Origin of the sequence: Nostoc sp. CMAA1605 (assembly GCF_021596505.1) — a bacterium.
Taxonomy (GTDB): Bacteria; Cyanobacteriota; Cyanobacteriia; order Cyanobacteriales; family Nostocaceae; genus Trichormus.
Map to the genome: position 1 here is coordinate 46,278 of NZ_PJIZ01000014.1, position 21,603 is coordinate 67,880.

Consider the following 21,603-nt stretch of genomic DNA (forward strand, 5'->3'; position numbering starts at 1 on the left):
GCAAATTTAATCAGCACTTCCCTTGCTTTTTCGCAATTGCCAAACACCAAATCCTACGCCTAAAAAAGTCACAGTCGGGATAGCGATCGCCCAAACTGGAAATGATGATAAATTCTTCTCAATAGCCACATCATCAATTGTTTGCTGGCTAGATACTGGGTTCTTCTTGACCCCAACACCAGCCGCCACAGTTACCTCAAAATTAAACTTAAAAGGTTGAAAGTTTGCCCCTGACTTGGGCTTTCCTGTAAGTTGCAACTGATACAATCCAGGCTTAGGAAAAGTAATATCTGCCCCAGGAATCCCTTGATAACGTTCCGCATTCACAGGCTTTAAAGACGGTTCTATCAGTGCTGGTTCTCCTGGGCTGTGGGGTTCAGCATAAATCGCTAACTGACAATTACATTGTGCAAGAGGAATTGTTTTACCACCCTTGCGCGTCAGAGCAAACCAAGCCTGTGCCGTTTCCCCAGCACGAGGATTATCGTTAGGTTGAATGTGCAGTGTTGCACCCACATCTGCGGCTATCTCTACCTTATGGGCGGAAACTAATTCAGCGTTGGTGAGTCCCAACATTAAACCACTCAACGCCGTAAAATACTTAATATATTTTCTACTCTTATTTGTAACCAATTTACTTTGATTGATTGGGTGGGACATAAAACTTTTCTAGAGTTAACTTTGACCAAAAAAAGCGCGTTCTCACTAGCAATACACCCATGCTAATTAGTCCTAACAGTAGTGTTGCTAGTTGATTCCCCCAACTTAATTCTAAAGAACCCAAGTAATGAGAACCAATCAACACCGCATGAATCACACTTAGCAGCAAAGCAGGCACACTCAATAAATGGATTTGTCGCCACCTTTTACCCCAAGTTTTCTGCAATGATTCCCAACTGGTGAAAGCGGCGGGAGTCATCAATATTAATCCTACAGCACCTAAAACCATCGCCACTTGAAACTGTGGCGGTAAAAACCACACAGCCGACAATTTCCACTGCAAAGTGTGAGCAGTCATATGGGTAGTATGCGCCGCCGCCAACACAAAAGCCCCCACACCCAAAGCACGACGGTAGCGCAGAGGTGATGCCCACAATTTACTTACAGGCCGAGCAATTAACGCCAGCATCAGACAAAATAAAGCTGCGTGTCCGGTGTAATCTACCATTGTGTCGCCAGTCCGCAGCAGAGTAATCACCCCAATAATCAGCGTTACCCAACCACCTAAACGTAATAACTGACTACGCCTATCTCGACTCACCAAAGCTGTAGAAACCCCAACACCCAGCATAGTTGGCATTGTTCCTAAACCAAAAGCCAACATAGTCGTCATTCCCAGCCACAAATTCCCAGTCTCCGCCGCTTTAATTTGAGCAGCATACAAAAAACCACAGGGCATTAAACCCCAAGTCATCCCTAAAATTAACGGTGTCCACCATCGCTGCTGCCCAGATAGCCGCATCATCACCGCACTGAGGCGATTATGCAAGCCACTTTTTAAGAAAGGATGCAATAGAGGCACATGAGGCAGTAAATTAGGTGTAATTTGCCCCAAACCAAACCAAATAAGCATCACACCGGTAATTATGGCCATTACCCGCCGGAGGTCACTACCTACCCCAGCTAATTGTCCACCTTGTAAAAGTACCGCACCCAAAGCCCCAATAGCAGCACCAACTAGGGCATAACTCAATACCCGCCCTAAGTTTAACCAGAAATGAAAGATTAATTGCTGCTGCCAAGTGACGGCAGTTGGCTCTAGAGATAATACTTGTGCTGATTTGTGGGATTGCGAATTTGGGCGACTAGACAGGGAAAACGCCACCGTTAGCGGCCCACACATCCCAAAGCAATGCCCAAAGCTACCCAAGAACCCCAGAATAGTAATGAGTGATAAATCTAGCATATTTGTTTACATTTAAGGGATACTGGCAACTTTGTCAAAACACAGCCTGTAAAACTTCCTCTCAACCCTGTTCGTAGTGAGGACTTCAGTCCTCAAAAATGATAAAAAAATGAACCTAGATGCTCATATGAGAATCTGACTTACCCTACATACTCTTTAAGAGTGTTAAAAAACAAAAAAGGGATTGCAACAAAGATTGATTCTGCTCTAATCTGGAAAAACAGTACGCCTGTTTGCTCGACCCCCTGTCTGGCACCAGCAACCTATTGATAAACTTGTATAGTAAAGTACCACCGTGCCTAAAACGATGAAAGCATCTGCTAAATTCGACTTTGAGGATGAGAAATTTAATGCACCGCCTTCTCAAGTCATCCCCTGGTGTCAGATGATTAATCCTCGGTATGGTGCAGATGGTGTGCAATCTCACGGATTAGCAATTAAGTTGGACAACGCTCAAGCTGTGGGTTTTCAGCCTGACGGTAATTGGCAACAAATAGAACATGAATTTAGTTCGGGAGGAGAAACAGTTTATATCACCACTACACCCCGCATAGTGATAGTGCGTCGGGGGCCTTTGTCTGTCAAAGATAGAGAGACAGGGATAAAACTGGGGACACTCAAAGATAATTATGATGCGTTTTTAGCAGATAAATTAAAATTTAAAACCTTCACTCGCTACTTAATATTTTTAGTAGGTGAAAACAAAAAATTCCTACATGATTCTCCACTGCAATTAACTCTCAACGGTGCAGCCGGAGCAAGTTTTAGTAAAACCTATTGTGAATTTCAACAGGGGAAAGTAGTTAGCGGTTTTGTATCGGAATTAGAAAGGGCTTATGCCTTATTTCGTAAGCAACCCATTACACCCAAAGGCCCTTTATTCCACGCCCACGGCATATTCTGCCCAATTATTGAATGTGAAGAAAGAGGCATTGAACCAAATACAGTATTAGTAGCTTCCACTGTAGATTATGAACATCCCACAGTGGCGAATTTAACTAATTATTTAATTGCTTCCGATGCTCCAGAATCAACAATTATTTGCAAAGCCTTTGAAGATTATAAAGACTTCGCCAAGGAACCTGTGAGAACAGAAACACCGAAAATGGCAGTAGCTGCCGGTGTTGCTAGTTCCTATATTTATCCTGATGAAGATGATTTTGGTTATCCGCCGTATTAGGGATTGGGGATTGGGGACTGGGGATTGGGAACTGGGGACTGGGGACAAGGTAGACAAGGTGGACAAGGTGGACAAGGTAGATTTTATTCTAATGTCCTATGCCCGATTCCCCATGCCCGATTCCCCATGCCCGATGCCCAATGCCCTATGCCCTATGCCCTATGCCCAATGCCTAATGCCCCATACCCAAATTCTATTCTTTTAACAGCAAGTAATATAATGAACCATTGCCGCCTGTAACACCGGCGCGATCGCCTGCTAGTTTACCAGTTCCCATAAAATAATCAACTCTGCCTGCTCCTCTGATGGCACTGCCTGTATCTTGATCTAAGACAAAGCGATTCACTACGCGATGTTCTAATCTACCAGCAGCAGGATAAGGTAATGAGGTCTGAACTAGTGCTAGTGCGCCAGGAGGCATAATTGATTTATCTGTGGCAATGGAACGTTCGGGAGTAACTGGTACATTAATACTACCAGTAGCTCGTCTGCCTTTGAATTCTTGGAAGAAAATAAATCTTTCCCAACGGGGAAGATAGTTGCTTAATTCGTGGGGTTGTTCCCGAAAAAAGCTGATCATTTTGGGCATAGTTAAGCCGGATAATGGCATTTTGCCATCTTTGGCTAATTCTCGTCCGATACTTGTCCAAGGATAATCTGTTGCACCTGCGTAACCAACGGCGGTTCTGGTGCCGTCAGCTAATTGAATTTGGGCAGAACCTTGAATATGTATCATATAGGCATCGAGGCGATCGCGAAACCACAGCAATTCTAAACCGCGTAACTTGCCCTTATTTCCCTGTAAACCGTCTTTGCCTTCTAGTTGCAAACGTGTAGGGTGGGGTTTAGACCATTTCTCAAAGTTAGGTGGTAGTCGATACAAAGGATACTTATAAGCCGAAGTTCTGACACGACTGGCATTATAAACGGGTTCATAGTAAGCAGTAAACTTGACTGTCCCCCGCCCATCATTACCAACAGACTGATAAAAAGCAAATTCTTTTTGCACTGCGGCTTGTAATTGGGCTGGAGACAGAGAACTAGCCGCTAATTGACGAAACCGCAGTAAACTCCGACGTACACGGGTTAAAGTAATTCCCCGTACAGGATAATTTTGATATATACGTTGTGCTGTACTCGTTTCTAGATAGCGCAGACTGTTATCAATTGATGCTAACAGAGCTTGGCGATCACCTGGTTGACCCCTGCTACCGAAAAGTTGCTCATCCCAACCCAAACAAGTGCTTTGGGTAGTGCAATTGCCAATGTTTACCAGTTTGAGGGGGCTTCATTTTCAGGTGTGCTTGGCTTGACTGGTGGTTGTAACTCAGGACTGGGTGAGTTAGGTAAGGGGACATTAATAATTACCTGAGCAACAGCAATTTGGCTGACAAGGGGAATTCCCAGACTCAAGGAAAGCAAAGCAAGGGTTTTTTCATCATTAGTTGAATCTATCTTTCAACACTAGAACTAAAAACTGGTTCTACTCGGATAGCAACAATCCGAGATGGACGCACCACCATATACTCACCTTGAATATTTTGATTGGTACACTGATAAAATCACTAGAAGCAGATTTGGGTACAAGTTCCCCACTATACCATTTTTGGAATTCTTGAATTGAGGGAAACCGCACTTCCTCACGATGACCACTTTCTAGTAAGAGGTAGACTGCATATTCATTCGGGTTCTAGCCATAAGATTGAATCTTCATCAAAAACATTCAACCCATTGTTAACCACGATACCCCAGAATGAAAAGGGTAAGCATACGGGGGCGTGCGTAGATGCTTGACAGAATTCTCTATTCATCACTCATTAGAGATAAACTGTTCAGTTTTATTTTCCTCTAGACGGTCGATGCCTTTAGCGGTTCCCTAGAATTTTGGACAATAAATCTCAATTCTACTGTGGATGTTTTGAATAATTTCTCTCTACATTAGTGATTATGTCAATATGAAGGTGAGGACTTAGACAAGTCATACAATGTTAGGAAACTTACTAGCTAGTCGTTATCAAGTCCTCCAAATCTTAGGGGGAGGAGGATTTGGTCAAACTTATATTGCGCTAGACACCCAACGTCCAGGGAATCCTAGATGTGTTGTCAAGCACTTTCGGCCTGTCACTCATAACCCAGAATTTCTAGAAACTGCTAGAAGATTATTTACCAGTGAAGCCGAAACCCTAGAACAACTCGGACATCATGAGCAAATACCTCGGTTACTAGCATATTTTGAAGAAAAGCAAGAATTTTTTTTAGTGCAAGAGTATATTGATGGATATGCTCTCAAAGTTGAAATGGTTGCTGGGCAAAAATGGGCAGAAGACAAAGTGATCTTTTTGTTGCAGCAGATATTAAGTATTCTGAGATTTATTCATAGCTACAAAGTCATTCATCGGGATATTAAACCAGAAAATATTATTAGGCGATCGCATGACAGTAAGTTAGTGCTGATTGATTTTGGTGCTGTCAAGCAAGTTCATACAAAACTGGTAACGGCTCCTGGTCAAACAGAAATGACTGTGGCGATTGGGACACCAGGATATATGTCCATCGAACAGGGACGAGGAAAACCCCACGCCAATAGCGATATATATTCTTTGGGTGTGGTTTGTATCCAAGCACTGACAGGACTGCATCCCAGAGAATTTGAAGAAGACCCCCAAACGGGGGAAATTCTGTGGCGACATCGAGCTACAGTCAGTCCTGAACTGGGGACGATGATCACGAAAATGGTCGTGAATAACTACAAACAACGTTATCAATCTGCGACAGAAGTTTTAGAAGCACTCCAGCAAAATTTTCATCCTGACGCTGCGACTTTATTTACTCAAACTCCCTGGGGGACATCGTCATCACCAATTCCCCCATCTCATCAACAAGGAACTAGTCAGCAAACTGGGACTATTTTGTCGCGGGAAAAAAGCGATCGCCTGGAAAAATTACTCTTAGAATTAGTTGGCCCTGTAGCCACAACATTATTACGTCGCGCCGCATCAGCACCCAATTATCAAACACTCATAGATAGTTTATCCCTACACATAGCTGAAAATCAGCGTACTCAATTTCAAAAAACAGCGATGTCGCTATTATTAGAACCTTCACCTAGTCAACCGCCAACTGCTGTTCAACCTGTAGGTAATATCACTCCCCCTGTCATTAATTCCACTCTCAGCGAAAGTTTTATTGCTGAATGTGAGCGAGAATTAGTTAATTTAATCGGCCCGATGGGTAAGTTTTTGATTCAAAAAACTATCAAATCGGCTGGATTATCCATTTCTCGGATACAATTTGTCAAAACACTAGCTGCAAATATTCCAGACTCTCAACAGGCTTTGCAGTTTCAGCAGCGTTTATTAAATTAATCACCAGAATGACTGATAGTTACGAACAGACACCATTACCCACTGCTAAACCCCAAAACTTTTTATTTAACCTCGCTTTGGTGTCTGTAATTTCATTAGCAGTGCTTAACCTCAATCACAATGATCCGATAGTACCAGTTTTAGGATTTCATGGACTTGTTGATACGAAAAACACTGCTGTAGCTCGCAATACTAATGAGATGCAATATTCTCAACAAGAAATAGAGAAACTTTTAGATTACTTAATTATTAATGATTATTGGTTTTTGTCAACTCAAGATTTATACGATTTTTTTATCACAAAATCTCAAGCAATACCCGATAACCGCCGTCAACAAAAGCCTATTATGATTTCTTTTGATGATGGTTATAAATCAGTACATACAAAATTATTACCGATTTTATCGAAGTTAGAGAAGAAATATCAGAAAAAAATTAAAGTTGTTTTGTTTATTAATCCTGGTAATTTAGCCAAACCAGGTGTTAATAGTAAAACCCACATGGGATGTCAGGACTTAAGGGAAGGCTTAAAAAAGGGATTTTATGACATTCAATCTCACGGTTTAAAGCATAAAGACCTAACTACCCTATCTCGGCGCGAACTTCTGCGAGAACTTGTACAAGCTAGAACTATCCTCAGAAACTGCACACAAGATTTAGATCCTCAACAGCAAGTCGCATCTCATTTTGCTTATCCTTATGGTGCTACTAATAAACAGGTAGCATCTTATGTTTCTCGCTATTATCTTACTGGTTATTTATATAATAATGAAATCTTGAATCATAGTTGCATTAATAATCATTATCAAATTCCCCGACTCATGGTAAATCGCCACTTATCGCCACAAGAATTAATCCAAATGTCAAAAAACCAACTTCCTGTTAATAAGCAAAAAGAGAAAAGTAATGTGCATAATGAATGTTGATAGCTATTAGCAAACAATGAATGGTTATTTAAAAATTAAATCTAAACGTTGCTGACTAGCTTGCAGTGCTGCTTGGGGAGAAATTTTACCCAACACAACGGCTTCAATGGCTCTACCTATACTATCGGAAATGCGATTATAACCAGGAAAAATAGGACGGCTAAGACCATATTGTGCTTGTTCTAAAAATACCTTTGCCTGTGGTAAATTCTGCACGAAAGCCTGATATTTCTCACTACTACGAGATTTTAAATTAATTGGTAAATAGCCTGCTGCCAAAGCTAATTCCGTTTGAAATTCTTGACTCATTGTATATTCGGCAAACTTAAATGCTGCCTTTTGGCGTTCTGGTGTGGTCTTAAAAAAGAAGAGATTTTCCCCGCCTATACTAGTAGCTGGAGTTTGATTTACAGGTAGCGGAAACACACCAAAATCTACATTAGTTGTTTGCAGTTGTCCTAAATTCCAAGGGCCATTGATTTGCATTGCTACCTTTCCTGAAACTAAGGGGTCTGTCTCATAACCCCTTTCCGGGCTAGATAGCATTGTTGAACCGTCCTGCACTAGATTACGCCAAAATTGTAAGGCGGCGATCGCTCCTTGATTATCTTGCAACATCACACCTGCTGCATTCTGTCCATCACCGTTAACCAATTCACCGCCACTACTCCACATAAACGGTAGCCAAGTAAAAACTGTAAACTCCCCTTTCCCCAAAGGTAAGAACATTCCATATTGGTCTATTTGTCCATCACCGTCCAAATCATGAGTTAATTGTTTAGCAACTCGGCGGAACTCTTCCCAAGTACGAGGTATGGCTTTAATCCCTGCGGCTTGAAATAAACTAGGACGATAGAAAATGCCGACATTATTCGTAGCAAAAGGAACTGACCACAGTTGACCTTGATATTCCATTGAAGAGTATAAAGTGGGGTCAATTTCTGGCTTAACTGCTGATTGGGACAGCATCTCATCCACAGGAATTAATGCACCCAGTTCTACTAATTGACCTGTGATCGTCGGATTAAACCACAATAAATCAGGTGGTGCATTACCTACCACAGCCGCCAAAATTTTTGGCATTTGCTGATCTTGCTGTCCCACATACAGTGACTCTACTTGAATCTGGGGATGTGTTTGATTAAATTTATCTACCAGTTTTTGTAAGACATCCCGATTCGGTGGTGGGTTGACTCCATGCCAAAAAGTGATGTGAGTAACTTTACTAGCTTCTACTCCAGTCCGCCAAGCCTGACATCCACTTACAGTTAATATAGTGACTAGCATCAACAATAGTAAACGACGCAGACTGTGTTGCCATCTTCTGTTTTTCACTTTGGATGGGTAGAAAGTAGAAAAAAACCGCATAGCAAACTGACTCGTAATTTTCTACAGCCAGACTATGCTGATTAGGGGACACAAACCAACCCTCTGAAGGCTAATTTCCAGTTATTTTGCATTCCAGCAGAAGCTATGTATATCCTAGTTTATTGGAGAGTGCAGGAATATTTTCAGGTTATGGCAGGTCATAGTAAATGGGCAAATATTAAACGCCAAAAAGCGGTAGTCGATGCGAAAAAAGGAAAAACTTTTACACAGTTATCTAGAGCTATTATTGTAGCGGCGAGAAACGGCATACCAGACCCAGCCGGGAATTTTCAATTACGGACAGCGATTGAAAAAGCTAAAGTTGCGGGTATTCCCAATGACAATATTGAAAGAGCGATCGCCAAAGGTGCAGGTACATTTAGCGATAATAGTACCCTAGAGGAAATTCGCTACGAAGGTTATGGCCCTGGTGGTGTAGCTATTTTAATAGAAGCTTTGACTGATAATCGCAATCGCACGGCGGCTGATTTGCGGGTAGCTTTTAGCAAAAATGGCGGAAATTTAGGTGAAACTGGCTGTGTTAGCTGGATGTTTGACCAAAAGGGTGTGTGTCTAGTCCAAGGTGTTGTAGATGAAGACCAGTTATTAGAAGCATCCTTAGAAGGTGGTGCGGAGTCTTACGAAATGACTGAGGAAGAGACAGCAGAAGTTTTTACGGAAGTCGCCAATTTAGAAATTCTCAACCAAACCCTCAAAGAACAAGGCTTTAAAGTCACTGAAGTAGAATTGCGCTGGATTCCCAGCAACAATATCGAAGTGACAGAACCAGACCAAGCGCGATCGCTCCTCAAGTTAATTGATACCCTAGAAAGTCTAGATGATGTCCAAAATGTGACATCCAACTTCGATATGTCAGAACAGCTATTAGCTGTCAGTATGGCTTAGAACTGTCTCATGAAATTCACTCAAAATTCTTTACATTTAAGAGGACAAACAGTGAAGGCCTAACCTGCCACTGTTTGTTCACCTAGCGTTCTGAAAAAAAGACCCCTGGATATAACAATTTTGGATTTTGGATTTTGGATTTTGGATTACAAGCCTAGATTCTTATACCAATTCTCCAAAATTAAGCAACAGATGCGAAGCTTGAAACCCAGATGCTATATGACTTTCTTAATTGCGTAAAGCCTGCGGCATAGCTGCGCTTAGAGCATAGTGGGAAGTTAGTCCATTGCGTTAGCATAGCGGGGCGGGAGCATCGTTGCGAATTGCGAATTGCGAATTGCGAATTGCGAATTGGTATTATTATTTTTCCTTAACGCTCAAAGTGTAATTGAACTTCACACCAGGCTCGAACGCACCCACCCACACTTCGTATTTTCCATTCGACCATTGCTGGTCATCAATACTTGCATCTTTACTTTTACCAGTATCATCACCGCAACGAATAGTTTTGTTGGGGCCTCTAATGACTAAGGTCGTGTCTTTACCACCGCTATTCACTAACACCTGTAAGCGGGAAAAATCCTTGTCTAATTCGATGATGAAATCTGGGTTAGAGTCAGCAAAGCCTATACACATCTTGCCATCGCGATCGCGGTTGCTGATGGCTGATAGAGAAAAAGTCCCACCAGTATAACCGTTGGTTTTTCCCTCTGTAGAACTAAACCCTGGTGCTAATTTCAACGTTCTGAAATTGGGTACAGTTTGGGCAATTACAGGGGTAGCAATTATAGCAGCTAATAACGCTGATAGCCATACACCACCAGAATAAAGTCCTGAACGAAAATTTCTCATATTAACCTGCCAAATATGCTTCTATAACAATAAAGATATATACATATTTTAGTTAATAATTTTCGATGAAGTAACAAAAAAATGTGACACATTCTCATGTGCCACAATTGAAATTTTACTAAACATTGTCAATTTAAATTAAGAGGCAATAATTCAGCCGTTATGTCTGCTAACTTTGCGGTTATTTGCTGAATCCTGGTTAAGAATTAAGTTCCAGAAATACTGCGCCTTTGAGAGTTCCAGTATCATCACTGTAGCTGCTGAAGGTGAGCGATCGCAGTTGTTGAAAAAATGACTTACCAAAGACTTCTAAGAGCTTTAAAACAGGCAACTGTCGCTCTAATAAATTATGGCTTTTATCCCAGTTAAGATATACATAACCTTGGTTTTGTGCAGGAATTACTGCAATACTATTTTGGAAATTACGATTCTTGATCAAAGAATTATCTTGATTGGTTAAAACTTCATTAATTGTTTCTAAATCAGAGGTAAAGACCTCATAATTTCCTACAGTTGTATGTATACCTTTAACCTTAGCATCTACCGTAAATGAGGATTGGTTTTGAGCCTCAGACTTTTTGCTATTGGCGATTAATTCTATCCAAGCTGCGACTTTTTGCTGTTCCCAACTCAGAGAATCAGTGTTAAGTCCGTTAGCAGCAGCGATCGCATCTAAACGCTCAATCCCATCTACCACAGCCTCTTGTTTTTCTACCACAAAAACCCAGCCAGGAGGAGTTTTCCCACCACGGGGAATGATTCCCAGCGCATATTCCCCTTGTACCCAGTTAAATACATCCTGTTGCAAATTCATTCCCCAAGCTTTTTGGATGGCTAGTAAGGGTTGTTCCAGGCGAGAAATTACGTCTGTTTCTGAACCGGAGATGGTTGTTTTCGCTTGTTTCCATAATTTACCTAAATCGCTGTCACCCAAGTTATTTAAATGAGAACCAGAAACTACCACACCTGCGGATGCGGGGATGTATTGCAATGCTCCCACAGGTTGAGACAACGGGGGAGATGGTGGTGCAATTTCTGAGGTAGCAAGAAAACTAGTTTCAGCTAACAGTCCTTTGGGGTTTAATGTCAAAGCCAGAATTTGACTATCGTAAATAGGTTCAGGTAACTCCAACCCCTGCCATTGTGCCAAAGTAGGGAGATTGAAGAAAGTTACTGCTACCGCACCTTTTGGTAACTGTGCGATCGCTTTTTGGTATTGGGGAGAACTAGTCAAATTCAAATCAGGTGCTTGGACATTATTAATCCCATCCCGTAGCACTCTCACATCATTAGCCAATAGGACAAAGTTATCTACCACCGCACCTGCTAATGGTTCTAGCTTGGGTTGTGCGTCATCGTAAAGCAACTTAGTACCGTTATATTCCTCAGTGGCGAGGGTAGCCCCCGATAACACGCGCTTGGAAAAGAGTAACTCTAAAAACTCACTACTTTTTTCTGGCTTCTCCGTCGCTAGAGCCATCAAGTAGCCTGGTTGTTGACCATTTGCAAAATCACGGTCAATATCTTGAGTAGTTACGGCCAGAGTAATTTCATTTCCCAGCCAAGGTTGAATATCTTGGCGATAATCTAGACCACTATTAGCCAATAAACTAGTTTTGAGCTTAGATAATTCCCCTGAACTTTCCAGAGACTGCAAACGGTCAGGATTGACCAGTAAAGACACTGTAACAGGTGCAAGTTTAGACACAAATATGGCTGCACCAGATTGGGAGGTAGAAGTAATTAGACTGACTGGACTTTTAGTAAAGAACCAATAACCAGCTGCGATCGCCCCAATCACCAATGCGATCGCACCAGCCACGATAAAACCAGAGAATGAGCGTTGTGTATTCACAATATACCTAATTATCTAGCACGAAAGTTTACCAAAATTGGGCATAGGGCATAGGGCATAGGGCATAGGGCATAGGGCATAGGGATAAAATCTACCTTGTTCACCTTCCAGTCCCCAGTCCCCAGTCCCCAATCCCCAATCCCCAATCCCCAATCCCCAGTCCCCAATCCCCAATCCCCAATCCCCAATCCCCCAATTTCTGTCAACATGAATAATATCGGATTGTTTAAAAAAACGACATGACAGGGAATATTTCTGGTCAACCCATTACTCAAATTAGTGTAGAAGAACTCGCCCAGCGTCTGGCTACTAATGATGCAGGTATTCAGTTAATAGACGTACGTGAACCCCAAGAATTAGCATTAGCACAAATTAGCGGTTTTGTGAACTTACCACTCAGTGAATTCGCTCAGTGGTCAGAGCAAATTCCTGCTAAGTTTGACCCTGATGCAGAAACTTTAGTGCTGTGTCATCACGGTATGCGTTCTGCTCAAATGTGTCAGTGGTTAATGGCTCAAGGCTTTACAAACGTGAAAAATATTGCTGGTGGAATTGATGCTTATTCTGTTTTAGTTGATAGTTCTATTCCTCAATATTAATTAGGGGTGCAGGGGTATAAGGGTGTAGGGGTGTAAGGGAGTAAGGGAAACAAATAAATTTTCACCCATACCCTATTCCCAATGCCCAATGCCCCATGCCCTATTCCCAATACCCCAAAAAATACGTATCCCAAAATACAATTTACTTGATCAATCTATAGAATAATACTTAAAAAACAAATAATATTTAGAATTAAAGGTTTTTTGCCTCAAAATATGCTATTCCAAATAGCAAGTACATTCTTTCTGATGAGCAGTTAAAATAGAACTAAATATTTCGTCAATTTAATTAGTCAATATTCAATATTTGACACTCAATTTCAAAAACTTTTTTAAAACTTGATTAAAATCTGCTTTCTGCCAAACATCTTCCTATGCAAGTCCAGTTGACAAATCGACAACAGCATATACTTTGGGCAACGGTGCGTCATTACATAGCTACAGCAGAACCGGTGGGGTCAAAAGCTTTGGTCGATGAGTATGACCTGGGCGTTAGTTCAGCCACCATTCGCAATGTTATGGGTATGCTAGAAAAATCTGGGTTACTCTACCAGCCACATACTTCCGCAGGTAGAGTGCCTTCTGACTCAGGTTATCGCATCTATGTTGACCAGTTCATTACCCCCTCTTTGCAAGACGTTACGCGCACAGATGCCTTAGCCAAGAATGTCGAACTAGCTTTACAGCAGCGTCTCCAGTGGGAAGATTGGAGTATGGAAATCCTCCTACAAGGCGCAGCGCAGATTTTAGCCAGTTTGAGTGGGTGTATTAGCTTGATTACAATGCCGCAAACCAATACAGCTATTGTGCGACATCTGCAATTAATGCAGATCGAAACCGGACGCATCATGCTGATTTTGGTGACGGATGGTTATGAAACCCATTCCAAATTGATGGACTTACCCCCAACCAGAAAAGAAACACAACCCGAAGCAGAAGTTATAGACAGAGAATTGCAGATTGTTTCTAACTTCCTCAACAGTCATTTGCGGGGGCAAAGTCTACTAGCAATTAGTAATTTAGACTGGAGTCAGTTAGATCGGGAATTTCAACTTTATGGGGAATTTTTAAAGGATTCCGTGGCGGAATTGGCGCGACGTACAGTTGCACCAACCGCTACTCACATTATGGTGCGGGGTGTGGCGGAAGTTTTGCGCCAGCCGGAATTTTCCCAACTCCAACAAGTGCAGACTATTCTCCACCTCCTGGAAGAAGAACAGGAACAGCTTTGGCCGTTAATCTTTGAAGAGCCAGAGGTAGAAGAAGCCACTAAATCCAAGGTAACAGTGCGAATTGGCGCAGAAAACCCCCTAGAACCGATTCGGAATTGTAGTTTGATTTCTTCCACCTATCGGCGGGGTACAGTTCCTGTGGGGAGTGTGGGAGTTTTAGGCCCGACACGCTTAGACTATGAAAATGCGATCGCAGTTGTGGCGGCGGCGGCTGATTATCTCTCGGAAGCCTTCAGTTAATTAGATTAAATCATGGTCAGAAAAATTGCCTTTGGGGTGCTGTGGTTAGGGTTCATCGTTTACGCTTTCGTCTTCGCGCCACCTGATAATCCCGATACTTTTGAGTTAATCAAAAACTTGTCTACTGGTCAATGGCAAGGTATAAACCCCCTAGTCATAGCGTTATTCAACCTCATGGGCATTTGGCCTATGGTTTATAGTGCCGTTTTATTTGTGGACGGGAGAGGGCAAAAAATCGCCGCCTGGCCGTTTGCGGCTGCTTCTTTTGCTGTCGGTGCATTCGCGCTTTTACCCTATTTAGCATTACGAGAACCTCACCCTCAATTTACCGGACAGAAAGACGCTTTGATCAAAAGGTTAGATTCTCGTTTGACTGGTATTTTTCTCACCTTAACAGCAGCCATTCTAGTAGCCTATGGTTTAATTGCGGGTGACTGGAGTAATTTCCTTCAGCAATGGCAAACTAGCCGCTTTATTCATGTGATGAGCCTAGATTTTTGCCTACTTTCTCTATTATTTCCCACTCTCCTCAAAGATGATATGGCGCATCGTGGTTGGGAAAATCAGCAGTTTTTCTGGTTATTTACTGCGCTTCCCCTCTTTGGTGTGTTGATTTATCTTTGTGTGCGTCCACCTATTCTAGAAACAGTAACTCCGTTGTGAGTGCTGAGTGCTGAGTGCTGAGTGCTGTTAGCAGTAGTGCGGCGTTTAGCCGGTGCTGAGTAAGAAGTAAGATTCATTGCACCGACTGAATAACGACCATTGACTAATGACTAATGACTAATGACTAATGACTAACTCTTGTTTCTCTGTAAAACACATAGCAACTCCCTTTTCGTAATAGGCAGCTTCATTAATAAAAATAGGGTAAACTGTCGATGTGCCTTCGTAGGCGATCGCTTGACCATCTAAAGTTAAAAATATTGGGTCGCCTGGGTTTAATGGCTCATAATCACGATACTGTAATTGGGGGTGAATCATTGCTTGGATTTCACCGTATTCATTTCTGGGAAAATCTATAGAACCTATTAACTTATACAATGTAAGTTTATTTTTGATTTCCAGAGTTTCGCCCCGACTATATCTATCTAAATAATCTAAAATTTGATAAATTAGGTTTTCAGTATTTTGAAATAACTCAGCATTTAATACACCTTGAGCCACAGCACCCACTTCGACTACAAACCCCAAATTACAAAGGGAACGAAGAAAATCACTACCTGCTTCGGGTATGGTGTAACAAACCTTAACTAAAGGATTAATCGCACTCAAATAAGCCGCTAATTGCAAAAGTAAAGGCTGCTGATTCCCTAAAATTACGCTCAAACCCATATTAGCAGTTGTACTATGTAAATCAATAACTAAATCTGCTTTAGTTTGAGTGTCTTCTTTTAAAATTTTCGCTATATTTTTTGCTTGTATATCTTCATAAGTTGATAAGGTATTATCTTGTAAATCTTTAGCTAAAAAACAACGATTTAAATCTTTTTCTATATAGCGTCTAGTTGCAGCAAAGGCTTGAGGATTAGCTAATAAAGTCAAAATTTCAAAACTATAATTTTCTATTAGTTGAGGATATTGAGTAAATTTATTTACTAAAAATGCACCCGTAAATTCATTTCCATGAGTTCCCCCAACAATAGCAACACGATTGATTTTATTCATCCAAAATTCACCTAATTTAATTAGCCCAATTATTTATATACACTTATAGAAAACTCTGGAAACTGAGACAGTATAAAAAAGCTTCTCACCCCCACACCACTAATTCTAAGCGCGATCGCCGGGAAGATAATCTAAACTCAAAGGAAGACCATTTACAACTGCTGCCATGTCTTCAACTTTAGACTCCTTACCGCCTGCGCTTGCTAAAATCGTCCAGCGTTTTCAACGGGTGACAGACCAAAAAAGACGCACCGAACAGCTAATCGCCTATGGTAACAAGCTAAAAGGTTTCCCTGAAGCCGAAAAATTACCAGAAAACAAAGTTCCTGGCTGTGTTTCGCAGGTTTACATCACCGCTACACTCCATGATGGTAAGGTGATGTTTCAGGCTGACTCTGATGCCTTCATCAGTAAAGGGATGGTTGGTCTTTTGATTGAAGGACTAAACGGCCTCACTCCCACAGAAATCTTACAACTCACACCAGATTTCATTCAAGAAACTGGTTTAAACGTCAGCCTCACGCCTTCCCGTGCCAATGGATTTTACAACATATTTAAAACTATGCAAAAAAAGGCACTGGAATGTAAGCTAGACCTTCCTAGTTAGGGGTGTAGGGGTTTAGGGGTGTATAAGGGGTACAAGGGTGCAGGGGTGCAGGGGGAAATAATTTTGGAAATCGATAAAAAAGCTAAAAACCAAGCTTTTTTACTTTTACCTTTTGCCTTTTGCCTTTTACCTTTTACCTTTTACTTTTTGCCGTCATCAATACCAAACTTTAGTCAGATGTCTACTAGTTTATTATCAACCTATGAGCCTACTGGATTTGGTGGAGTAGTTCACGAATATCAATGGCAATGGGAAAATCAACCATTGCGAGTGGTTTATGAAACTCTCGGCAATGGTTCACCTGTATTACTATTGCCTGCTTTTAGCAGTGTTTCTACTCGCCAGGAAATGGCTGATTTAGCTAGGCTACTTGCGCCTCAGTTTCAAGTAGTAGCTTTAGACTGGCCGGGATTTGGGGAATCTTCACGCCCTAATTTAGATTACCGACCAGAAATTTATCAGCAATTTCTCACAGATTTCGTTCAGGCTGTTTTTTCTACTCCCATTACTGTAATTGCGGCTGGCCACGCTGCTAGTTATGTGTTGCAATTAGCACAGCAACAACCTCATGCTTTTTCCAAGATTGTGTTAGTTGCACCTACTTGGCGTGGCCCTTTACCAACGATGGGAGCAAATCTACAGGTAGCTGGTGCAGTTAGGGGATTAGTGCGATCGCCTATTATCGGTCAAATCCTTTACTATCTCAATACCACACCCGCTTTCTTAAAATTTATGTACCGTCGCCATGTATTTGTCGATACAGCGAAACTCATCCCCAGCTTTATCGCCAAAAAATGGCAAACTACCCAAAAACCAGGTGCGCGGTTTGCATCGGCGGCATTTGTCACAGGGAACATTGACGCAATAAACAATCAAGCCGATTTTCTCAACCTAGTACAGTCCTTATCTGTTCCCCTGATGGTAGTTATCGGCGAATCTAGTCCACCTAAATCACTCGCCCAAATGGAAACCGTCGCGGCACTTCCAGGAGTTAGAAGCGTTGTCCTTCCTGGTACTTTAGGAATGCACGAGGAATACTCAGCAGAGGTTTTTGAGGCTATTCAAAGTTTTCTGTGATTGGCTTCGCCTGAAAATAATAGTAGTGGCGTGGTCAGGCACAACCCAATATCTATGTTGGGTCAATACGGTTCAGTTAGTGAAATTTAAACATGATAGATACCCCGAAATTCACACCCCGCCTGAAAGTAAGCGGCGTGGATTTCGGGGTATCTAAATATGTGTAACTTCACATAAATTTGGTATAGTCCAGTTCTTTATTTTGTTCAGTAGTACGGTCTGTACTACCTGGTCTATCTTGGCGTTTCATCAAATCGAAAATGTGATCAGCAACTACAGCTTTAACAATCTTTTGCCTTTTACCTTTTGCCTTTTCCTAAGCCCAATCTTTAGGTTGAAGAAAAACTTCTGTCAGTTCTGCTTCCGGGCTTCCTGGTTCTGCTTGATAGCAATATTCCCAACGTGCTAGGGGTGGTAAGGACATGAGAATCGATTCTGTTCGTCCTTTGGTTTGTAGCCCGAATACTGTTCCTCGGTCGTAGACTAAATTAAACTCGACGTAACGACCACGGCGATATAGTTGGAAATTACGCTGGCGATCGCCATATTCTGTTTCTTGTCGTCGTTCTACAATTGGTAAGTAAGCGGGTAAGAAAGCTTGACCACAGGACTGCACAAACGCAAAGATATCTTCCCAATTGCGTCTGATATTTCCCACTTTTTGGCTATAAATTGCGGCGGGACTATCTGTTTGTGTCCCGAAGTACAGCTTACCGCTAGCATCTTGATAATCGAAGAAAATACCGCCAATACCTCGCTGTTCTTGACGATGGCGTAAATAGAAGTATTCATCACACCAGCGTTTAAAAGTTGGATAATATTCTGGATTATGAGTATCACAGGCTTTTTTCAGTGTTCGGTGAAAGTGAACGGCATCCTCAGCAAAGGCGTAGTATGGTGTTAAATCAGCCCCACCACCAAACCACCAGATAGGGCCAGCCTCAAAATAGCGATAGTTAAGATGTACTGTGGGTACATAAGGATTGCGGGGATGCAATACCATTGATGTGCCGGTGGCAAAAAACTCATGTCCGGCTGCTTCTGGACGTTGCGCCACAATCGACGCTGGGAGACTATTTCCCCAAACTGCGGAAAAGTTCACTCCCCCCTGTTCAAATACTCGCCCTTCTCGAATGACGCGGGTACGTCCTTCACCGCCCTCTTCTCTTTCCCAATAATCTTGATGAAAGCTGGCTTCTCCGTCAATTTGCTCTAACCCTTGGCAAATCTCATCCTGTAAGTTCTGCATGAATTGTTGCACTCTTTCCCGTGAATCCTGGGGAATGCCGTTATTCAGTGATATTAGCCATGTGGTGTGATTTGCAGATTCTTGCAGAGAATTATCGGAATGACGCGCCATGTTAAAACCTCTAAACTTTGAGTAAGGGTAATTACTATACTTAATAACTCTATAGTTATTGATTTATTTTTGATCGGAGTAGTTTCAAAACTTAATAAATTCTCCAAACCCTATATTTCAAAGCCTTTTATTCTCTGCTTTGGGTGGAGTGCTTCTGACTTTGCTGAAGGAATGTAAAGAGGGCTAGCAAAAGAACTCCAATTATCATAACTTGATAGCTATGAAATTATTTACTTGATTACCGCATTACTTATGGTTAACACCCTACCCAAACCAGGAATTAAAACTCCCAGCCAAGAAACTATACTCACGCCTCGGTTTTATACTACAGATTTTGAAACCGCCGCCAATTTGGATTTATCTGCTCAAGAAACGGAATTACAGGCGATGTTGGCGGAAATGCGCGCAGACTACAACCGCCATCATTTTGTGCGGGATGAGGCGTTTGATAAGTCTTGGGAACACATTCAGGGTGAAGCCAAACAATCATTTATTGACTATTTGGAACGCTCATGTATTTCTGAGTTTTCCGGCTTCTTGCTGTTTAAGGAATTATCCCGTAAACTGAAAAACCGCAGTCCCTTGCTGGCGGAGATGTTTCAACTGATGGCGCGAGATGAAGCCCGTCACGCTGGTTTTCTCAACAAAGCAATGGGCGATTTTAAACTATCCTTAGATTTAGCCACGGTGACGAAAACCCGCACCTATACATTTTTTCCGATTGAATGGGTGTTATACACTGTTTACCTATCAGAAAAAATCGGCTATTGGCGTTACATCATTATCTACAGACATCTAGAAAAGCACCCGGAAAACCAGTTTTACCCCATCTTCCGTTACTTTGAGAGTTGGTGTCAGGATGAAAACCGCCACGGGGATATATTCAAAGCCCTGTTACGTTCACAACCGCAATTATGGAAAACCTGGAAAGCTAGGCTTTGGAGTCGCTTTTTTTTACTGTCGGTGTTTGCTACCCACACGATGACTGTTCATGAACGGACTGGTTTTTACAAGTCCTTGGGACTAAACGCGACGGAATTTGACCGTCAAGTGGTGGAAAATACCAATGAAACAGCTGGACGAGCCTTTCCTGTGATGTTGAACACCGAACATCCCCAGTTTTTCCCTCGCTTACAACACTGTGCAGGTTATAACTTAAAGATTGCAGAGATTGAGCGCAGTTCTCAACCCAAATTGGTGAAGCTAATTCGCAAACTCCCCTTAATTGCAGCCATTATCTGGAATCTACTGTTAGTTTTCCTAATTAAACCCGTAGATACAGAGGCTTTGCGGGGAACTGTGCGTTAATTTTGAGCAGGCGATCGCTGATTGTGAGAGAATGGAGTGCGATCGCTTCACCATCACCTTTATTCATACTTCTATACAAATATTTTGGAACAAAAAATTAATATACTAGTGTCTATTTTTATATCTGCTTCATAAGATAGAGGGAATACGCAGTTTAATCCTCTTCAATGGGAAAACAAACTTTTTACTGACTATGTAAAATGACCCAAATAGCTGCATAATATTTTGCATAGCTACTGATGATTTTAAATCATCTATTTAGGTAATAAACTTATGCTAAGAACTCAACAAGCTCGGATTTTTACTGCTTTAATGCTAACTAGTATTTTATCTGTTAGTGGTGGCTTCATTTTCATCAAAAATGCAACTGCTTTATCTGTGAGCTTATTAGCAGATAATACTCAAGAAATTGTCAAACAAAATTCAAAATCAACAGCTTTACCCAGTGCTGTAGCTAATGCAGTTTTGCGAGATATTAGCAGCAGAGAGGGAATTGCTATTAACAAACTCACAATTACTGACTATAGTCGTCAAACTTGGCGTAATGGTTGTTTAGAACTGCCCAAACCAGATGAATTTTGTACCCAAGCTTTAGTACCTGGTTGGTTAGTTGTGGTGAGTCGTGGTAGACAAAAATGGGTTTATCACACCAATGATAATGGTTCTGTATTAAGATTAAAAGAAAATAATAACAATAGCACTCTGCGTCCTGTTCCCATTCCTGCTAACGAATTACCACCACCTTTAGATAGAAATACAGTATTTAGAGAAATTTCTACTGGGGGTTTTGCTGGTAGGACTTACGAAACAGTTTTACTAAATGATGGGAGATTAATTCGGGTGCGAATTGGTGATGCTAATGATTCAGAAAGAAGTGTGAGGAGTGTTCCTGTAGAACAGTTAAGTCAGTTTCAAAGAGTCCTGAACCGCGAACAAAATGTATTTAGTAATGTGAGTTATCCTGCGCCTAGTGGTGCGGCTGATTTTATTACTTACAAACTCACTAGCCGTAAAGGGACGGTACAATACAACGATATTTCTCGCAGTAATTTACCGAATAATGTACAAACAGTAGTGCAAGCTTGGAGTCAGCTTGTTAACACAGCGAAGTAAGGTAAAAGGTGAACCACTGCTTTGGGCGGCTTTGCCGACTTGTA

Annotated in this window: 20 protein-coding genes and 2 pseudogenes; 12 read left to right on the top strand and 10 right to left on the bottom strand. The window is 41.7% G+C overall.

What is annotated here, in order from left to right:
• Positions 1 to 6 precede the first annotated feature (6 nt).
• Together CV014_RS07555 and CV014_RS07560 are read right to left on the bottom strand one after the other, a co-directional pair.
• Entirely contained in the window at positions 7 to 660 is a 654-nt protein-coding gene (locus CV014_RS07555) for a hypothetical protein (protein WP_442946893.1), read from the bottom strand.
• Positions 635 to 1,906 (bottom strand): urease accessory protein UreH domain-containing protein, encoded by a 1,272-nt coding sequence (locus CV014_RS07560; RefSeq protein WP_236141474.1) that lies wholly within the window; start codon positions 1,904 to 1,906, stop codon positions 635 to 637. Before CV014_RS07560 ends, CV014_RS07555 begins: the two co-directional genes overlap by 26 nt.
• A gap of 307 nt (positions 1,907 to 2,213) precedes the next feature.
• On the opposite strand from CV014_RS07560, the gene CV014_RS07565 reads away from it, so the two are divergent.
• On the top strand, positions 2,214 to 3,086 hold the full coding sequence (locus tag CV014_RS07565; RefSeq protein ID WP_236141475.1) for a DUF5895 domain-containing protein: 873 nt from the start codon (positions 2,214 to 2,216) through the stop codon (positions 3,084 to 3,086).
• A 3-nt stretch (positions 3,087 to 3,089) separates the two neighbouring features.
• Positions 3,090 to 3,326 carry a hypothetical protein gene (locus tag CV014_RS07570; RefSeq protein ID WP_236141476.1) on the top strand — a complete coding sequence of 79 codons (237 nt, stop codon included), beginning with the start codon at positions 3,090 to 3,092 and terminating at the stop codon, positions 3,324 to 3,326.
• On the opposite strand, the pseudogene mltA reads toward CV014_RS07570, so the two are convergent.
• Together mltA and CV014_RS07580 are read right to left on the bottom strand one after the other, a co-directional pair.
• Positions 3,280 to 4,541, bottom strand: a pseudogene (gene mltA / locus CV014_RS07575) (murein transglycosylase A). The gene CV014_RS07570 and the pseudogene mltA sit on opposite strands and share 47 nt — an antisense overlap.
• Positions 4,538 to 4,773: pseudogene (locus tag CV014_RS07580) on the bottom strand (hypothetical protein); the annotation flags it as partial. The pseudogenes mltA and CV014_RS07580, both read right to left, overlap by 4 nt.
• A 298-nt stretch (positions 4,774 to 5,071) precedes the next feature.
• On the opposite strand from CV014_RS07580, the gene CV014_RS07585 reads away from it, so the two are divergent.
• Together CV014_RS07585 and CV014_RS07590 are read left to right on the top strand one after the other, a co-directional pair.
• Positions 5,072 to 6,451 (top strand): serine/threonine-protein kinase, encoded by a 1,380-nt coding sequence (locus tag CV014_RS07585; RefSeq protein WP_236141477.1) that lies wholly within the window; start codon positions 5,072 to 5,074, stop codon positions 6,449 to 6,451.
• Between the two features lie 8 nt (positions 6,452 to 6,459).
• The gene (locus CV014_RS07590) at positions 6,460 to 7,377 is read left to right on the top strand and encodes a polysaccharide deacetylase family protein (RefSeq protein WP_236141478.1); all 918 of its coding nucleotides are present in this window, start codon (positions 6,460 to 6,462) and stop codon (positions 7,375 to 7,377) included.
• A gap of 24 nt (positions 7,378 to 7,401) precedes the next feature.
• On the opposite strand, the gene CV014_RS07595 is transcribed toward CV014_RS07590, so the two are convergent.
• On the bottom strand, positions 7,402 to 8,664 hold the full coding sequence (locus tag CV014_RS07595; RefSeq protein ID WP_236141516.1) for an ABC transporter substrate-binding protein: 1,263 nt from the start codon (positions 8,662 to 8,664) through the stop codon (positions 7,402 to 7,404).
• A gap of 231 nt (positions 8,665 to 8,895) precedes the next feature.
• Here CV014_RS07595 and CV014_RS07600 point away from each other — a divergent pair, with 231 nt between their 5' ends.
• Positions 8,896 to 9,651 (top strand): YebC/PmpR family DNA-binding transcriptional regulator, encoded by a 756-nt coding sequence (locus CV014_RS07600; RefSeq protein ID WP_236141517.1) that lies wholly within the window; start codon positions 8,896 to 8,898, stop codon positions 9,649 to 9,651.
• A 360-nt stretch (positions 9,652 to 10,011) separates the two neighbouring features.
• Here CV014_RS07600 and CV014_RS07605 read toward each other — a convergent pair whose 3' ends face one another.
• From CV014_RS07605 to CV014_RS07615, 3 genes are all read right to left on the bottom strand, one after another.
• Positions 10,012 to 10,503 carry a hypothetical protein gene (locus CV014_RS07605; protein ID WP_236141479.1) on the bottom strand — a complete coding sequence of 164 codons (492 nt, stop codon included), beginning with the start codon at positions 10,501 to 10,503 and terminating at the stop codon, positions 10,012 to 10,014.
• 199 nt (positions 10,504 to 10,702) lie between these two features.
• Positions 10,703 to 12,358 (bottom strand): DUF3352 domain-containing protein, encoded by a 1,656-nt coding sequence (locus CV014_RS07610; protein WP_236141480.1) that lies wholly within the window; start codon positions 12,356 to 12,358, stop codon positions 10,703 to 10,705.
• A gap of 11 nt (positions 12,359 to 12,369) precedes the next feature.
• Positions 12,370 to 12,567, bottom strand: a complete 198-nt coding sequence (locus CV014_RS07615; protein ID WP_236141481.1) for a hypothetical protein — start codon at positions 12,565 to 12,567, stop codon at positions 12,370 to 12,372.
• A 30-nt stretch (positions 12,568 to 12,597) separates the two neighbouring features.
• Between CV014_RS07615 and CV014_RS07620 the strand changes: the two genes are divergently transcribed.
• The 3 genes from CV014_RS07620 (at position 12,598) to CV014_RS07630 (ending at position 15,092) form a co-directional block, all read left to right on the top strand.
• Positions 12,598 to 12,957: a rhodanese-like domain-containing protein gene (locus CV014_RS07620; RefSeq protein ID WP_236141482.1), complete on the top strand. Its 360-nt coding sequence runs from the start codon at positions 12,598 to 12,600 to the stop codon at positions 12,955 to 12,957.
• 374 nt (positions 12,958 to 13,331) lie between these two features.
• A complete protein-coding gene (hrcA, locus tag CV014_RS07625) occupies positions 13,332 to 14,429 on the top strand; it encodes a heat-inducible transcriptional repressor HrcA (RefSeq protein WP_236141483.1) in 1,098 nt (365 codons plus the stop codon).
• A 12-nt stretch (positions 14,430 to 14,441) separates the two neighbouring features.
• A complete protein-coding gene (locus CV014_RS07630) occupies positions 14,442 to 15,092 on the top strand; it encodes a DUF2834 domain-containing protein (protein ID WP_236141484.1) in 651 nt (216 codons plus the stop codon).
• Positions 15,093 to 15,209: 117 nt separating this feature from the next.
• Here CV014_RS07630 and CV014_RS07635 read toward each other — a convergent pair whose 3' ends face one another.
• Complete coding sequence (locus tag CV014_RS07635) at positions 15,210 to 16,094, bottom strand: aspartoacylase (protein ID WP_236141485.1); 885 nt, start codon at positions 16,092 to 16,094, stop codon at positions 15,210 to 15,212.
• 166 nt (positions 16,095 to 16,260) lie between these two features.
• Here CV014_RS07635 and CV014_RS07640 point away from each other — a divergent pair, with 166 nt between their 5' ends.
• Both CV014_RS07640 and CV014_RS07645 read left to right on the top strand, forming a co-directional pair.
• Positions 16,261 to 16,701, top strand: a complete 441-nt coding sequence (locus tag CV014_RS07640) for a SufE family protein (RefSeq protein WP_236141486.1) — start codon at positions 16,261 to 16,263, stop codon at positions 16,699 to 16,701.
• 177 nt (positions 16,702 to 16,878) lie between these two features.
• Positions 16,879 to 17,778, top strand: a complete 900-nt coding sequence (locus CV014_RS07645) for an alpha/beta fold hydrolase (protein ID WP_236141518.1) — start codon at positions 16,879 to 16,881, stop codon at positions 17,776 to 17,778.
• A 316-nt stretch (positions 17,779 to 18,094) separates the two neighbouring features.
• Here the strand turns inward: CV014_RS07645 and hemF are convergent, their stop codons facing one another.
• On the bottom strand, positions 18,095 to 19,138 hold the full coding sequence (gene hemF / locus CV014_RS07650; RefSeq protein WP_236141487.1) for an oxygen-dependent coproporphyrinogen oxidase: 1,044 nt from the start codon (positions 19,136 to 19,138) through the stop codon (positions 18,095 to 18,097).
• A 252-nt stretch (positions 19,139 to 19,390) separates the two neighbouring features.
• Here hemF and acsF point away from each other — a divergent pair, with 252 nt between their 5' ends.
• The gene (acsF, locus tag CV014_RS07655; RefSeq protein WP_236141488.1) at positions 19,391 to 20,446 is read left to right on the top strand and encodes a magnesium-protoporphyrin IX monomethyl ester (oxidative) cyclase; all 1,056 of its coding nucleotides are present in this window, start codon (positions 19,391 to 19,393) and stop codon (positions 20,444 to 20,446) included.
• A 273-nt stretch (positions 20,447 to 20,719) separates the two neighbouring features.
• Entirely contained in the window at positions 20,720 to 21,559 is an 840-nt protein-coding gene (locus tag CV014_RS07660; RefSeq protein ID WP_236141489.1) for a hypothetical protein, read from the top strand.
• Positions 21,560 to 21,603 lie beyond the last annotated feature (44 nt).